Here is a 15,597-nt window from a genome sequence, read left to right as displayed (position 1 = left end):
ACGTTTTCGCCGGGAGTACCCTGTGATCCAAACGGGTACTGCGAGATTCCCACGTCGCTTCGCTCCTCGGAATGACACATCAGGGAAGCGCGAGGTGCACCAGCGCCCTCACGCGGTTGAATTGCCCTGTACAGGGCGCTCACTGAGCGCCGCTACACCCCAAACTTCGGTGCATGCCATTTTAACGATGCCCTGTACGAGTCGGCGGTTTACCGCCGGGCCCGGCTGTCCCCTCCCCTACAGCACCCCGCGGTCTGCCGGATTTTTTTCATTGTACCATATTCCCCGGGAAAAATCCACCCTGTCGGAAAAAAGCGGTCTCTCTCCGTAAAATCTATGGAAAAGCGCTTGAAAACCGGACCCTTTTGTGATACGATAAATTTGTATCAGAATGAGTGTACTGCGCGCAGGCGCGGGCTTCATTTGCACACAGATACCACAATAATAGGAGGCAAACACCATGAATGTAGCAGAGATCATGGAACAGCGCAACGCATTTTCCTTTGAAGTCTTCCCCCCGAAGACGGACGTTGGCATGGAGAAGCTGTGCGGCGAGGGCGGCGTGCTTGAGAAGCTCTATACGCTCAATCCGGATTACATCTCCTGCACCTACGGCGCTGGCGGCACGAACGTCGGCAAGAACCTTGAGGTCCTGAAGAAGATCAAGGCCGACGGCAAGTGCACCCCCGTGACGCACTTCACCTGCGTGGCCAACACCAAGGAGGGCATCAAGGACCAGCTCCAGACCTATCTGGACAACGGTATCGACCACATGCTCGCGCTTCGCGGCGACATCCCCTTTGGCTGGACCGGCACGAACGGCGACCTGCACTATGCCACCGAGCTGGTGAAGTTCGTCCGCAAGGAATTCGGCGACAAGTTCACCATCGCCGTCGCAGGCTCCCCCGAGGGCCACATTGCCTGCCGTTCTCTGGAAGCCGACATCTCCTTCCTGAAGCAGAAGCAGGATGAGGGCGCAGACTACATCATGACCCAGCTGTGCTGGGATATGGACCAGTTCCGTTACTGGATGGACGCCATCCGCGCCGCCGGCATCTGGCTGCCGGTCGATGTGGGTATCATGCCTGTCCTCGACGCCGCCGCCACCATCAACATGGCGCTCTCCCGCAACGGCTGCGTGATGTCCCGCGACCTGTGCGAGATCATCTCCAAGCACTGGATCTTCCCGAATCCGTTCGCTCCGAACGAGTCCGAGGAGTCCATCGCTGCCAAGAAGGCGTCCTTCAAGGAAGCCGGCATCGAGTATACCATCAAGCTCATCGACGAGTATCGCGTCTGCGGCATCAACGGCATCCATCTGTATGCCCTGAACAAGTATGACGACGTCGCCCGCATCGTCAAGGAGTCCGGCATCGTCGACCTCATCTGATTTTTTTGGCAACACCGCACAATTGCAGCTTCGGCCTTCGCCGGGCATTTTCCGCCGATCCATCGGTTCGGAAAGCTTGAGGTACACAAAGTACATCTGCGCTTTCCAAATCTCGGCTCGGCGAAAAATCCTTTGCCGAATGCTCTTGCTGAATTGTGCGCTGCTGCCGGTTTGGGCTGCCGGATTTCCGGAGCTGCCCCAAAATTTGCTCACCTTTTCGCGCTGCCGGGCGGCTCCGCCGTCCGGCAGTTCCCCCACTGCACAAAGGAGGTTTCCCCATGGCCTATACCATTGCTGTCGCCGGAAAGGGCGGCGTCGGAAAAACGACGGTCTGCGGCATGATGATCGACGCCCTCATTAAGGGCGGCAAGGGTCCGCTGCTCGTCGTCGACGCGGATGCCAATTCCAATCTGAACGAGGTCCTCGGCGTCGAAGCCGGTGTCTCCCTCGGCCAGATCCGCGAGGAGATCGCGCAGGCGGAGCTCCGCGGCGATACGATCCCCAAGAGCATGACAAAGGCGGACTATGCCGAATACCGCTTCGAATCCGCGCTGGCGGAGGAGGACGATTTCGACATGCTCGTCATGGGCCGCACGCAGGGCAAGGGCTGCTATTGCTACGTCAACGGCGTGCTCAAGACCCTGCTCGACAAGTATATCGGCGCTTACCGCTATGTCGTCATCGACAACGAGGCCGGTATGGAGCACATCGCCCGCGGGACGCTCCCGCATGTTGATGCGCTGCTGCTCGTCTCCGACTGCTCGCGCCGCGGCGTGCAGGCCGTTGCCCGCATTGCCGAGATGGTCCGCGAGCTGGACCTGAAGCCCGGCCTCATGAAGCTCATCATCAACCGCGCCCCCGGCGGCGTTCTCTCCGACGGCGTGCGCGAGGAGATCGAGGCCCATCATCTGGAGCTCGCCGGCGTCCTCCCACAGGACGATGCCGTCTACGAAGCGGACTGCGACGGCAAGCCCAGCTCGAAGATTCCCGATGCCAGCCCGGTCAAGCGGGCGCTGCACGGGATCATGCAGGACCTGAGCCTGTGAGGCAGCCCCGCACAATTGTATGCTCTCGCTGAATTGTGCGGCGCTGCCGTAAAATCCATTTTTCTTTCTTATCGGAGAACCAACGGAGGCCCGGCCGTCCGGTCCGGCTTCCCGATCAACCATTTCAGGAGGAAAACACAATGTCTTTTGAACCCAAAACGCAGGCGTTCAATTCGTCGATCAGCTCTGTTACCATCGGCACTGGTGACAAGGCAGTCACGCTCGGCGGCATTAACGTTCTGCCCTTCTACGCATTCGACGCGCCCATCACCAATGCGCCGAAGATCGGCGTAGAGATCACCGACCACGGCATGGCGGCTTATCCGCAGGCCGGTCTGCAGGAATTCTATGCCGGCTGCCAGACCGTGGCCGACATGGCAAAGCGCGTGGAGACGATGCACGGCGCATCGTTCATCTGCCTCCACTTCGAAGGCGCTGACCCCAACGGCGATAACCGCTCCGTCGAGGAGTGCGTCGAGATCGCCAAGTCCGTTGCCGACGCAACGGATCTGCCCCTCGTCATCATGGGCTGCAAGAACATCGAGAAGGATGCGGAGCTCTTCACGAAGGTCTCCGAGGCCCTGCAGGGCAAGAACATCCTCGTCTTCTCTGCCCGTGAGGAAAACTACAAGTCCGTCGGCGCCTCCGCCGTCATGGCCTATGGCCAGAAGGTCGGCGCAGAGTCCGCCGTCGATATCAACCTTGCCAAGCAGCTCAACGTCCTGATGACGCAGCTCGGCGTCGCCCCGACGTCCATCGTCATGAACGCCGGTTCCGCCGCAGCGGGCTACGGCTATGAGTACGTTGCCTCTACCCTCGACCGCATCCGTGCGGCTGCCCTCGCCCAGAGCGATACGCAGCTCCAGATGCCCATTCTCACGCCCGTCTCCCCCGAGACCTGGTCCGTCAAGGAATCCATGGTCAGCGAGGCCGATATGCCCGAATGGGGCAGCGCCGAGGAGCGCGGCATTGAGATGGAGATCACCACGGCTGCCGCCTGCCTCGCCGGCGGCTCCGATGCCGTCATCATGCGTCATCCCGCGGCCATCAAGGCCATCAGCGAGATGATCGAAGCGCTGGTCTGAGCGGAAGGAGGAACATACAATGGCACTGAAAGGCTTGGATATCTTTAAGCTCTCTCCCAAGAAAAACTGTAAGGAATGCGGCAGCCCCACCTGCATGGCCTTCTGCATGAAGGTCGCACAGGGTGCCGTCGCTCTGGATAAATGCCCGTACTTCTCCGAAGAAGCCAAGGCAAAGCTCTCCGAGGCCACTGCGCCTCCCATGAAGACCATCACGGTCGGCAATGACATCAAGCTCGGCGGCGAGACCGTCCTGTTCCGCCACGAGAAGACCCTTGTCAACCGCAACCGCTTCGCCGTTCCCGTCTGCACCTGCATGGACGAGGCCGCTGCCGATCAGAAGCTGGCCGACATCCAGAAGGTCGACTATGAGCGCATCGGCGAGCGCGAGTACATCGAGTTCGTCATGGTCCGCTGCGAGAAGGATTCCGCCGACAAGTGGGAAGACCTCGTCAAGAAGGCCGCCGCGACGGGCCGTACCCTGATCCTCAACTGCACCTGCCCCGAGTGCGCCAAGAAGGCCCTTGCCATCTGCAAGGACGGCAAGCCCATCCTCAACGGCGCCACGCCGGAAAACTTCGAGGAGATGAGCGCCATCGCCACCGAGGCGGGCGTGACCCTCGGCGTCCATGCCGACAGCCTGTCCGAGCTGCATGACCTCATCGCCAAGCTCGAGGCCGCGGGCAACAAGAATCTCATCATCGACGTCACCGGCAAGACCGTCAAGGAGACGTTCGCCAACACCGTGCTCGTCCGCCGCACCGCGCTGAAGGACGGCGACCGCACGTTCGGCTATCCCTCCATCGTCGATCTGGCCAAGCTGGCCGCGGGCGACGAGCACCTCGAGACCGCCCTGGCCGCCGTCTTCACCCTGAAGTACGGCTCCATCATCGTCATGGAGCGCCTCGGCTATGCAGAGGCCCTGCCGCTGTACGGCCTGCGCCAGAACGTCTTCACCGACCCGCAGAAGCCGATGAAGGTCGCGCCCGGCATCTACCCGATGAACGGCGCAACGCCCGACGATCCCTGCATGCTGACCGTCGACTTCGCCCTGACCTACTTCCTCGTCTCCGGCGAGATCGAGCGCTCCAATGTGCCGGTCAACCTGCTCATCACCGACGCCTCCGGCATGTCCGTCCTGACGGCATGGGCCGCCGGCAAGTTCTCCTCCAGCTCCATCAAGAAGTTCTTCGATGAGTTCGAGCTGGATAAGAAGATCAACAACCGCACGCTCGTCATCCCCGGCAAGGTCGCCGTCATGAAGGGCGAGATTCAGGACAAGCTGCCCGACTGGAACGTCGTCGTCGGCACCCGCGAGGCCGTTGAGATCGTCAAGTTCCTCAAGGACGGCGAGCACATCAAGGCTGCCGAGGCCGTCGCTGCCACGAAGAAGCCGAAGGAAGAGAAGAAGGAAGTCGTCGACGCCGACGCTCCCATCGACTATTCCAAGCTCGTCATTCCGGAGATCCCGCACAAGGATCTCGGCGTGACCTACAAGCAGCGCAATGTCGAGTCCAAGAAGTTCGTCACCATCGGCGAGCGCATCCACTGCATCAGCCCGGTCATCCGCGAGGCCATGGCCACGTTCAACCCGGATCCCATCCTCGAGCGTGCTGCGCAGCAGATCAAGGCAGGCGCCACCTATCTGGACGTCAACATCGGCCCTGCCGAGTCCAACGGCCCCGAGCTCATGACCTGGGCGGTCAAGCTCCTGCAGGAGAACTTCAACAACGTCCCGCTGGCCCTCGATACCGCCAACAAGAAGGCCATCGAAGCCGGTATCCGCGTCTATAACCGCACGAACGGCAAGCCCATCGTCAACTCCGCCGATGCAGGCTCCCGTATCTCCAACATCGACCTGGCAGCCGCCAACGACGCCATCGTCATCGCCCTGTGCTCCGCCGACGGCATCGCGAAGGACAACGACGAGCGTATGCACCACTGCCACACCATGCTCGATCGCGGCATGGCGCTCGGCATGGAGGCCGAGGATCTGTGGTTCGACCCGCTGTTCCTTGTCGTCAAGGGCATGCAGGATAAGCAGATGGACGTCCTGAACGCCATCAAGCTCTTCGCCGATGAAGGCCTGAAGTCCACCGGCGGCCTGTCCAACAACTCCAACGGCGCGCCGAAGACCCTCCGCCCGATCATGGACTCCGCCCTCGTCGCCATGGCGATGATGCAGGGCCTGACCTCTGCCATCGTCAACCCGAACGACCTGCGCCTGATGGAGACCATCAAGTCCTGCGATATCTTCAAGAACAACGAGCTGTATTCCGACAGCTATCTGGAGATCTGATCCGCAAACCCTGTCACCCAGCCCCGATTTTTCGGGGCTGGGTGCAGCCGCATTCTCGGAGCATGGAGAAAATGCAGGAAAATGCAGAAAAAAGCCCGCATTTTCCCCATGCCCCGATGGCTTCCAGCCGGGGAATGCAGACGCCCTGCCTTCCTCCTGCGCCCCTCCCCAGACGCGGCAGGTTTCCTGACTTGTCATTGCGAGCCTTGCGGAGCAAGGCGCGGCAATCTCGCAGTACTGGCCGGAACACGGGAAAGCCTCCGGCGGACACGGAGTATTCATAAGGTAATTGACAGCCACAGCAGTATGAACTACTGCAGCAGTGCGTTGCGAGCGATACTTGGCTCTCCCTTTGGGAGAGCTGGCGGCGCAGCCGCCTGAGAGGGAAACTTGGCTCTCCCTTTGCTTGCTGTTACCGTTCGAACGCGCCTGCAAGGCCCTCTCAGTCACCTTTGGTGACAGCTCTCCCAGAGGGAGAGCCAAGGGCCTGCAGCTGAACCATAATGATGCGGGAGGGAAGCGCTCTCAAGCTTGCTCTTGCGTCCCTCCCCAAAAGCCTGCGCAGGTTCAGCCGGATATCCGGCCCTTTTCGATGCCCTTCTCTTGCGTTGCAATTTGCCCCGCGATGCGGAAACGCCTGCGGATCAGATAAATGAAAAATAAAACAGGAGGAAGAAACATGAAAACTTGGACAAAACGAACGATAGCTGTTTGCCTGCTGCTTGCGCTGTTTCTCACAGCGATCCCCTGCGCTTCTGCCAAGCAGTACACCGATGTAACGCGCTCTGCCCTTCCGGATTACTTTGATGCGATCAACTATGTTACAGACAATGGGATCATGAACGGCGTGTCCACAAGCTCCTTCTCCCCAAACGAAATGGTGACGCGCGCCATGTTCATCACAACGCTTTACCGCTATGCCGGTTCCCCATCCAGCTTTGCCGCGGTGTCCTTCACCGACATCTCGTCAAGTCACTATGCCTACAATGCGGTAAAGTGGGGAGTGAAATACAACATTGTCACCGGCACGACCACAACGACGTTTTCACCGGATGAGCAGGTCACACGGGAGCAGGCCATGACGTTCCTGTGGCGCTACCTGAGAAACTATGTCGGCGGCACACCCTATTATTATGGCTCCATTTCCGGCTGCGGAGACTATTCGTCTATTTATGACTATGCCAGAACGCCAATGTACTGGGCGGTCAGCAACGCGATTATTTTTGCAAGCGGCTCGTCAAAGCTGCTCTATCCCAAAGCCGGGGTCTATCGCAAGGAGCTTGCCCTCTGGATCACACGTTACGGCTGTAATGTCGACGGAATTCGGTTTGGGAAGGATAATTTTAGTTTTACGAATACAGCATCTAGTTTTCTGTCGCCAGAAAATAAGCGATTTCTTATTTCTTCAGAGCATTACAGCAGATTGCTGAGAATGGCTGGCGATAATGAAATAGCAAATATAGACAGTCAAATCGGTGGACAATGGGGTGGCGTTTGCTATGGTATGTCGCTGTCTGCTGTACTTGATAAAAAAGGAATAAATGCCTTTAACGAGAACTTCGAAAAGAACTGCAAGACAATGTACTCCATAAAAAAACCATCAATTACGAATACGCAACATATTATGGTTCGAGATTTTCAGGATACCACTGTTACAGTCAGTAAGACAGAGAGTACGATTAATTATCATCAGTTGGTTCGCAATATATGGAGCAGAATGAGCTTTAAAGAAATATGGCTCAATAATGGAAATACATTGGCACCTTTTATTAATGATTTACGCAAATATGGCATTGCAGTTGTTTCATTCAGCTATGGGGATACAAAACCATTGCCAGGTCACGCAATTGTTGTATACGGGATGCCTCGTGGAAATACAAGCGGGGGTTATGACATTCGGTTCTATGATCCAAATGCAACAGCTGAGAAGACCTTAACGATTTCAGCAGATTTAAAATCCATCAACATCCCTCATAATGGGAAAACTGTTTCTGCTGCGGTTATTTGCTATTATGTTGATTTCTATTCATTTATGGCATTAGATGTGGATGGTGATTATAATCTGTCGGCTGCTAGTGAATATAACGATGCAGAAACGGTGTGGCTTGGTCTCGATTCCAGAGGGAAATATGAAATAACAAATGCTAATGGTGAAGCGCTGAGGTACAATGAGTATTCGTATGATGGTGATATGGATGTACTTAAAACTCATGTGATGGTTAACGGATATGACCCGGATATTGTATACCTGTGTGTCCCTGTATCGGATTACTACAATGTAAGCATTTCAGAGAATGGTAATTTGTTACATACTATATGGAATAGTAGCGACTTCAGTATGATCACAGGGACAGGTATTGAAAATATCACAATAAGCAGATATAATATCCAAATGACAGGAAAAACATCGGATTATGAAGTACGATATTTTAAAGATAATCCGGATAAAAGAATTGTGATTATAGACGGATCGGTTGAGGAATCGTTTGAGATAGCACAGTCGGGACAGGACGATTTACTTACGATAGACTGCGATGCGCCATATAAATGTGCGATTAAAAAACTACTCGGTGATGTTCTTACAGAGCAGACCTGTAACGGGGGCGAAGCCATTACGGTTTCTGCCACAAACGCTATATTGAAGCGTGTGTGGGAGGAATAATTATGGCAAGACCAAAACTTAGGCTACTGTGCACAAGCATGTTGGTTGCTATACTGCTATTTCTATATGCTGCCCTTCTCTGTTCCTGCAAAACCGCAGCCCCCGAGATCAGCGGAACCATGTGGGTGGAGCTGTCGCTGGACGGACAGTATGCGCTGACGAACGCGGCGGGCCAGACGCTCCGCTATTTCGATCTGCTGCAATATGACGGCACGATGCCGGTGGAAAAGACCCACCTGAACGGCGGAGAGGCTGCATACTCTGCGTCGCTTTGCGTGCCGCGGACGGAGACGCTTACCGTTGAAGTCACAGACAGCAGCCTGTTTTCGGCCTCATGGGAGGACGAGAGGCAATTCCGCCAAATCGAAGGCAGCGTCCGGAAGATCGTCCTGAGCGACAAGACGACTTCCGTCGAGGCTGCCGGGGAGGCATACACCCTGACGGTCCGCATGCCGGGCGACAACGGAAACCGGCTGATCGTATCAACTGCCGGAGATCTTACGCTGACGCAGAAGGGAGAGAACCTTCTCCGCTGCGATGCCGAGTATACCTGTACTCTGAAAAACGGGAACGGCGATGCCATTGCCGAGCAGACCTATCCTGCCGGTGCAGAGGCGAGCATTTCGCTGGAGCGCGGCACCTTGTCAGATAACGGGTGAGTGATATAATGTGGAGGAAACCGAATGAAAAGAAAACACATGATCCGGGCTTGCCTCCTGCTTTTCTGCCTTCTCCTGTGCACGGCCTGCCGAAGCGAATCCAAACCAAAAGAGACACGGTTCAGCTTTGTGAGCGAGGACAGCCTCACCATAGTCAATGCGGAGGGACAGGAGCTTCATTTTGCAAACAAAGTATGGAGCGGTACGATGCCGGTGCTGGACGGCCATTTCACAGTGGACTTTGTGCCGGGGTCGACTTCCGTGCAGGTCCGCTTCAGCGAGTCGTTTTCCGTCCGGTTTGAACCGGAGCAGGCGGAAGCTCGCTCGATCTGCCTCTCCTTCGACGGCGACGATTTCCGCGCCGTGGAGGGCCCCGGCCTTCAGAACGTGGAATACACCCGCTCCACCGTCGAGGCGACAGGCGAAAATATGCAGTATGAAGTGGGTATTTCGACCGGCACGAGAACCTATCTGGAGGTAACGGGCAGCGGCGAGAGCCGCGTCCGCTATGAGCGAGACGGCAAAAAGGGATATTTCACCGCGCAGGATGCCCCGTTTACCGTCGTGCTCCGGGACCGGGACCAGCAGGAGCCGCTGGATACCATGGATTTTTCCGCAGGAGAGACCTGCACTATCCGCATCCGCGACGGCGTCCCGTCATTTGCGCGCTAGATCGGGGATGCCCCCAAGGTTGTCATTGCCCTCCTTCAAATGAAGCAGCCCCCCAAGTTTGTCATTGCGAGGCCCCGCAGGGGCCGTGGCGCCCTGAGCGCGCAGCGCGAAGAAGTGCCCTTGGGGTGCAATCTCGCGGTACAAGCCGGAGCATGGGAAGGCCCCCGGCGAATTCGTTATTGCCTGCATGAGATTCCCACGTCGCTTCGCTCCTCGGAATGACAAGTCGGAGGTCAATACCGTTTTATCGTCAACCTGTGCCGGCTGTCAGTGCGCCTGACGATCCGGAACCCATGGGGCGCGCAGGATGATATAGAGGTGGAGGTGCGGCCATGAAAAGAATAGTCCTGATCCTGTTGGCAGCGTTCCTGGTATGTTCACTTATCATCTTTTCCACGGCATGTGAAAATCATCAGGAACAGCCCGCGATGCAGATCGAGCTGGCTGTCAACAGCACATGCCGCGTGGAAAATGCCGCCGGGCAGAGCCTGACGTTCCGCAACGGAGCATGGGAGGGAGACATGGCGGCATCCAGCGTATCTGTGAATGGCTTTGACGATACGACGATGACGCTGGAAATTCCGTACACCGAGTCGCTGCACTATACGCACGAAAGCGGCGAGAGTCGGTTTTCTGTGCTCCGGCGACAGGAGAGCATTCTGCTTTCCGGCGACGGGATCGATGAGGTTCGCGTTACACCGGATTCGCTGACGGTCACGGGCAGCGGGATGAATTACCGGCTTAAGGTCGCTCGGAGCGAGCCGGAAAGGCGTGCACTGGCTCTTTCGGGCAGTGAAGCAGGAACCGTTTCTCTGCATTTCGCGGATAGCAGCTGCACCGTGCAGAGCGACGCTGCGGTTACCTATGCCCTGAGCGGCGATTCCAACTCCCCCTTTCTCCGGGATACCGTTGCCGCGGAGTCCAAACTGACGATCCGGGACCCATGGGGCGCGCAGGAAGACGTAGTAGTAAAAGTTGATTCATAAACGACAAATCCAGAACATATGGATTTTGATTATACAGAAACCCATCCAATCATAACATCTGATTTGCACCTGCAAATTTGATATTTTTCATCAGGAGGAAACCGAAATGAGTGTATTAACCGATCTCATCTATGGCGGCTCGCATGCCGTCGCCGGTCTGACTGAGGGCGCCGTCAACGACGCAATCGCCAAGCACGGCGCAGACAAGGCCATCGCCTTCCCCGACACGGCCTACTTCTTCCCCACCATCTACGCCGCAACGGGCGTGAAGGTGGCCAAGCTCGGCGACCTGCCCGCCTGCGTGGGCGTGCTCAAGAGTCTCATCACCGATCAGGAGGACCTCGGCCAGGCGCTGAACGCCGGCCTTGCCACTGCCGTCGGCGCGGAGATCCTCGAGGGCCTGAAGTATCTGGACGGCGCGGACCCCTATGCCGCCGAGACCGGCATCGGCTTTGTGCCCGATCCCGTCATCCGCTCGCTGGGCGTCCCGCTCGTCACGGGCGACATCCCCGGCGTGGCCGTCGTGCTCGGCAAGGCTGACAATGCCGCTGACGTCGTGTCCGTCGTCAAGGACTATCAGTCGAAGGGCATCCTGACGTTCCTCATCGGCGGCGTCATCGACCAGTGCGCCGAGGGCGGCGTGAAGATGGGCCTCGAGCTGCGCGTCGTGCCGCTTGGCCATGACGTCACCGCCGTCATCCACGCCGTCACCGTCGCCATCCGCGCGGCCCTGATCTTCGGCAACGTCCAGCCCGGCGACCTGCCCGGCCTGCTGAAGTACACGAAGGAGCGCGTCCCCGCGTTCGTCAATACGTTCGGCGCGATCGACAATGTCGTTGTCTCCGCGGGCGCAGGCGCCATCGCCCTGGGCTTCCCGGTCGTCGTCGACATCGACCTCGGCGAGAATCAGGTCCCCGGCGCGCTGGAATCCGTGCTGGATCACAGCCTGACCGTCAAGCACTCCCTCGAGCTGCGCAACATCAAGATCAAGACGAAGGAGCTGCCCATCCCCGTCGCCTTTGCGGCCGCCTTTGAGGGCGAGATCATCCGCAAGGCCGACATGCACACCGAATACTGGTCCGGCAAGAACGCCACGGCCGAGCTCGTGCTCATGCGCGATCCGTCCGAGATCGAGGACCACAAGATCACCATCCTCGGCGACGATATGGACGGCGGCGAGAAGAACTACGCTCTGTGCACGTTCATCGAGGTCGCGGGCGCGAAGATGCAGGCCGATTTCGAGTCCGTCATCGAGCGCAAGATCCACGCCTGGTTCAACTACATGGAGGGCGTCATGCACACCGGCCAGCGCAATCAGGTCCGCGTGCGCGTCTCGAACGACGCCTTCGCCAAGGGTCTGCGCCTGAAGCACTTCGGCGAGGTCCTGTACCATATGATCATGGACGAATTCGACGCCGTCGTCGATAAGTGCCAGGTCACGCTCATCACGGACGAGGCCGCTGCCGAGAAGTTCCGCGACGAGGTCGCCATGCCGCGCTACAACGAGCGCGACGACCGCCTGCTGTCCATGACGGATGAGTCCGTCGACCGCTTCTACACCTGCATCCTCTGCCAGAGCTTCGCCCCGGCGCACTGCTGCGTCGTCACCCCGGAGCGTCTCGGCCTGTGCGGCGCGGTCTCGTGGCTGGACGCCAAGGCGACCAATGAGCTGAACCCGCAGGGCCCGTGCCAGCCGATCTTCAAGGAGGGCTGCCTCGACGAGCGCACCGGCCGCTATGAGTCCGTCAACAAGATGATCCAGGAAGCCACGCACGGCGCGGTCGAGAACGTCACGCTGTACTCCATCCTCGAGGACCCGATGACCTCCTGCGGCTGCTTCGAATGCATCTGCGGCATCGAGCCGGTCTCGAACGGCTTCATCGTCGTCAACCGTGAGTATAAGGGCATGACCCCCGTCGGCATGACGTTCGGCGAGCTGGCCTCCTGCACCGGCGGCGGCGTGCAGACGCCGGGCTATATGGGCCACGGCCGTCACTTCATCTCCTCGAAGAAGTTCATCGCCGCCGAGGGCGGCATCGAGCGTATCGTCTGGATGCCGAAGGAGCTGAAGGACGACGTCGCCGAGCGCCTGAACCGCACCGCCAAGGAGCTGTACGGTATCGACAACTTCACCGATATGATCGCCGACGAGACGATCTGCGAGGACTGCGAAGCCCTCATGGACTTCCTGACCGAGAAGAACCACCCGGTCCTCGGCCTCGAGCCGCTGATGTAAGACCCGCAGCGCGGCGGGCGGCCCATCCCGCCCGCCGCGTTTTTCGAAACATGCGCACTTTGCAGGGGCGGGGACAGCCAGGCCCGGCGCTGCACCTGCGCAAGAAACAGGCTGTCGTTAAAATGGTATGCACCGTTTTATCGCCAGCCTGTTCGGGTCGGCAGCGTACCGCCGGGAGCGGCATGCCGCTCCCCTACATTGGCCGGTTCTGCTTTATGTCAACCTGTGCGGCTCAGCAGCACCGCGCCTCGCGGCGTTGATTTCCCCAATAGCGCGTATCCCACAAAACCAACCCACCAAAGGAGTTCCATTTATCATGCTGATCGATTTTTCGAAGATCGAAGAAGTTTGTGTTCCCAATTTTAAGGGCGGCGAGAAGGAGCTGCTGAAGAAGGCCTATGCCGACGGCCGGAACTGCATCATGCTCGACCGCCTCATGCCCGGTGCCTCCATCGGCAGGCACACCCACGAGACGAACAGCGAGATCATGTACATCGTCTCCGGCACGGCCACGTTCACCGTCGGCGACACCGTCGAGACCGTGCAGGCCGGGCAGTGCCACTATTGCCCGAAGGGCGGCACACATATGCTCCAGAACCGCGGCGAGGAGCCGCTCGTGTTCTTCGCTGTCGTTACGGAACAGTAAGGGCAGCACCGCATAACGGAATGATGCGGTGCTGCTTAACCGCGCGGCGTGCCTCCGCTGCGCAAGACCCCGCGCGGGGGACCGGCCTGCCGGTCCCCTTGCCGGGCAATATCCGAAGGGAAGAGATTGGAGGATATTAGGATGAGAGATCCGCTGCCCCGCGTGCAGCGCGGCCTTGCCGCTGCCCTGCGCGACCGCCGCACCCAGCTCAGCGCCGCTGCCTTTGTGCTGACGGCGCTTGCCTGCTATCTCTATGTGCTGGTCGGCAACATCAATAATTATGACAACATCGTCTGCACACCGGAGGGGTACGGAACGGGCCTGCGTTCCGGCCGCTGGATGCTGACGCTTCTGGGTGATACCGTCGGGCACGCCATGGGCAACTTCAACCTGCCCCTGTTCAACGGCCTGCTCGGTCTCGTCTTTCTTGGCCTTGCCTGCCAGTTCCTCTGGCGCGCGCTGCATTTGCAGAAGCCGTGGCAGTGCGCCGTGCTCACGGCCATCACGGCGGCATGGCCCGCCGCGGCCTCGGCCATGCTGTTTTCCTTCACCGTACACTATTACCTCTTCGCCGTCCTGCTGGCGGCCGTGGCCGTCTGGATGGCGGACCGGAGCGGCTGGGGCTGGCTTGTCGGCGCGTCGCTGACGCTCGCCTGCTCCATCGGTGTCTATCAGGCCTATTTCCCCCTTGCCGCCGCCCTGCTTGTGCTGCGCCTGCTGCAGCAGTGCCTCGACAGCGAGACTCCGTGGAAGACCGTCGCCCTGCGCGCGCTGCGCTTTGTCGGGGTGCTCGCGGCGGCAATGGTCGTGTATTTCCTGCTGCTGCATCTGTGCCTGCGCCTCTATCACGAGACGCTCACGGCCTATCGCGGCATCAACAACATGGGCAAGCTGAATTTAGCCGAGCTGCCGCAGATGCTCGTGCGCTGCGTGCGCTGCTTCTACCTGCTGCCGAAGACCGGCTATGCCTTCCTGACGAATTCGCGGCTCATCCGCTGGGCCATGTGGGCCTCCCTGCTGCTGTCCGCCGTCAGCCTTGCGCTGGCATGGCGGGACCGCGACTGGAAGAAGATCGTCACGGTCGTGCTCCTGCTGGCTGCCCTGCCCATTGCGGCAAACGGCATTTTCATCATGGCCCCGGAAACGGCGACGCATACGCTCATGACCTACGGCGTCGTCACGCTGTTCTACCTGCCGCTCATCGTGGGCGACGGCCTGCGCTGGAGGCGCGACGCCGTGCGCCGGTGGGTCAGCCTGCTGACCTGCCTGTGTCTTGCCGGTGCGTCGGCCGGGTATGCATGGTTCTGCAACGGCTGCTACCGCACGAATTACTATTCCAATGAGATCATGGCGAGCTATTATACGTCCATGCTCACGCGCGCGCGCTCGATGGAGGGCTACACGCCCGATCTCGAGATCGTCTTTGTCGGCCAATATGTGGAGGACCCGACACTGTGCGACCTGTGGAGCGGCACGCCGTTCATCATGGGCGGCCGCAGCACAGCCTCCGTCCAGATCAACGAATACGGCCGCCTGCGCATGATCGTGATGTCCACCGGCATGGGAACGCGCTACGCCACAGACGACGAGCTGGCGCAGTACGCAGACAGCATTGCCGCTGCCCCGAACTACCCCGCCGACGGCTGCATGTGGATCGAGGACGGCAAGCTGTTCATCCGTCTCTGCGACCCGAGCACAGTATATTATTGAGTCCCGGCGTTGTTTCCCGGTTGACAGCCGCCCTGTCCGATGTTATAATCAGAATCGATATAACAGTACCGATATTGACGCCCCGGCTGCGCCTTGTAGGGGAGGGGACAGCCAGGCCCGGCGCTGCACGGACGGTTGGCACAGTGTATCGTTAAAATGGTGACAGCCCCCGACTTGTCATTGCCACGTCGGCCTACGGCCTCCTCGCA

The 15,597-nt window shown here is 58.9% G+C and carries 11 protein-coding genes; all 11 read left to right on the top strand.

Features of this window, described 5'->3' with window-relative positions:
* The first annotated feature begins 460 nt into the window (after window positions 1-460).
* The 11 genes from WMO66_RS09705 to WMO66_RS09650 all read left to right on the top strand — a co-directional run bounded on the left by WMO66_RS09705 (window position 461) and on the right by WMO66_RS09650 (window position 15,388).
* The gene (locus WMO66_RS09705; RefSeq protein ID WP_349136231.1) at window positions 461-1,390 is read left to right on the top strand and encodes a methylenetetrahydrofolate reductase; all 930 of its coding nucleotides are present in this window, start codon (window positions 461-463) and stop codon (window positions 1,388-1,390) included.
* 278 nt (window positions 1,391-1,668) lie between these two features.
* Window positions 1,669-2,436 (top strand): ATP-binding protein, encoded by a 768-nt coding sequence (locus tag WMO66_RS09700; protein WP_349136230.1) that lies wholly within the window; start codon window positions 1,669-1,671, stop codon window positions 2,434-2,436.
* 140 nt (window positions 2,437-2,576) lie between these two features.
* Complete coding sequence (gene acsD / locus WMO66_RS09695) at window positions 2,577-3,521, top strand: acetyl-CoA decarbonylase/synthase complex subunit delta (protein WP_349136229.1); 945 nt, start codon at window positions 2,577-2,579, stop codon at window positions 3,519-3,521.
* A gap of 19 nt (window positions 3,522-3,540) precedes the next feature.
* On the top strand, window positions 3,541-5,817 hold the full coding sequence (gene acsE / locus WMO66_RS14535) for a carbon monoxide dehydrogenase/acetyl-CoA synthase methytransferase subunit (RefSeq protein WP_435387797.1): 2,277 nt from the start codon (window positions 3,541-3,543) through the stop codon (window positions 5,815-5,817).
* Window positions 5,818-6,496: 679 nt separating this feature from the next.
* Window positions 6,497-8,479, top strand: coding sequence for an S-layer homology domain-containing protein (locus WMO66_RS09680; RefSeq protein ID WP_349136227.1), 1,983 nt, complete (start codon window positions 6,497-6,499; stop codon window positions 8,477-8,479).
* Between the two features lie 125 nt (window positions 8,480-8,604).
* On the top strand, window positions 8,605-9,138 hold the full coding sequence (locus tag WMO66_RS09675; RefSeq protein WP_349136226.1) for a hypothetical protein: 534 nt from the start codon (window positions 8,605-8,607) through the stop codon (window positions 9,136-9,138).
* Between the two features lie 24 nt (window positions 9,139-9,162).
* Entirely contained in the window at window positions 9,163-9,810 is a 648-nt protein-coding gene (locus tag WMO66_RS09670) for a hypothetical protein (RefSeq protein WP_349136225.1), read from the top strand.
* Window positions 9,811-10,142: 332 nt separating this feature from the next.
* Window positions 10,143-10,796 (top strand): hypothetical protein, encoded by a 654-nt coding sequence (locus WMO66_RS09665; RefSeq protein ID WP_349136224.1) that lies wholly within the window; start codon window positions 10,143-10,145, stop codon window positions 10,794-10,796.
* A gap of 106 nt (window positions 10,797-10,902) precedes the next feature.
* Window positions 10,903-13,032 (top strand): acetyl-CoA decarbonylase/synthase complex subunit alpha/beta, encoded by a 2,130-nt coding sequence (gene acsB, locus WMO66_RS09660; protein WP_349136223.1) that lies wholly within the window; start codon window positions 10,903-10,905, stop codon window positions 13,030-13,032.
* A 316-nt stretch (window positions 13,033-13,348) separates the two neighbouring features.
* Window positions 13,349-13,678, top strand: coding sequence for a cupin domain-containing protein (locus tag WMO66_RS09655; RefSeq protein ID WP_349136222.1), 330 nt, complete (start codon window positions 13,349-13,351; stop codon window positions 13,676-13,678).
* Window positions 13,679-13,819: 141 nt separating this feature from the next.
* Window positions 13,820-15,388 carry a glucosyltransferase domain-containing protein gene (locus WMO66_RS09650; RefSeq protein WP_349136221.1) on the top strand — a complete coding sequence of 523 codons (1,569 nt, stop codon included), beginning with the start codon at window positions 13,820-13,822 and terminating at the stop codon, window positions 15,386-15,388.
* Window positions 15,389-15,597 lie beyond the last annotated feature (209 nt).

The organism is Faecousia intestinalis (assembly GCF_040096185.1).
In the GTDB taxonomy this organism is placed as follows: Bacteria; Bacillota; Clostridia; order Oscillospirales; family Oscillospiraceae; genus JAZOXB01.
This window is presented reverse-complemented; position numbering and strand designations above follow the sequence as displayed.

Coding starts and splice junctions, on each gene's coding strand:
- WMO66_RS09705 (WP_349136231.1), top strand. CDS start 461: ATGAATGTAGCAGAGATCATGGAACAGCGCAACGCATTTTCCTTTGAA.
- WMO66_RS09700 (WP_349136230.1), top strand. CDS start 1,669: ATGGCCTATACCATTGCTGTCGCCGGAAAGGGCGGCGTCGGAAAAACG.
- acsD (WP_349136229.1), top strand. CDS start 2,577: ATGTCTTTTGAACCCAAAACGCAGGCGTTCAATTCGTCGATCAGCTCT.
- acsE (WP_435387797.1), top strand. CDS start 3,541: ATGGCACTGAAAGGCTTGGATATCTTTAAGCTCTCTCCCAAGAAAAAC.
- WMO66_RS09680 (WP_349136227.1), top strand. CDS start 6,497: ATGAAAACTTGGACAAAACGAACGATAGCTGTTTGCCTGCTGCTTGCG.
- WMO66_RS09670 (WP_349136225.1), top strand. CDS start 9,163: ATGAAAAGAAAACACATGATCCGGGCTTGCCTCCTGCTTTTCTGCCTT.
- WMO66_RS09665 (WP_349136224.1), top strand. CDS start 10,143: ATGAAAAGAATAGTCCTGATCCTGTTGGCAGCGTTCCTGGTATGTTCA.
- acsB (WP_349136223.1), top strand. CDS start 10,903: ATGAGTGTATTAACCGATCTCATCTATGGCGGCTCGCATGCCGTCGCC.
- WMO66_RS09655 (WP_349136222.1), top strand. CDS start 13,349: ATGCTGATCGATTTTTCGAAGATCGAAGAAGTTTGTGTTCCCAATTTT.
- WMO66_RS09650 (WP_349136221.1), top strand. CDS start 13,820: ATGAGAGATCCGCTGCCCCGCGTGCAGCGCGGCCTTGCCGCTGCCCTG.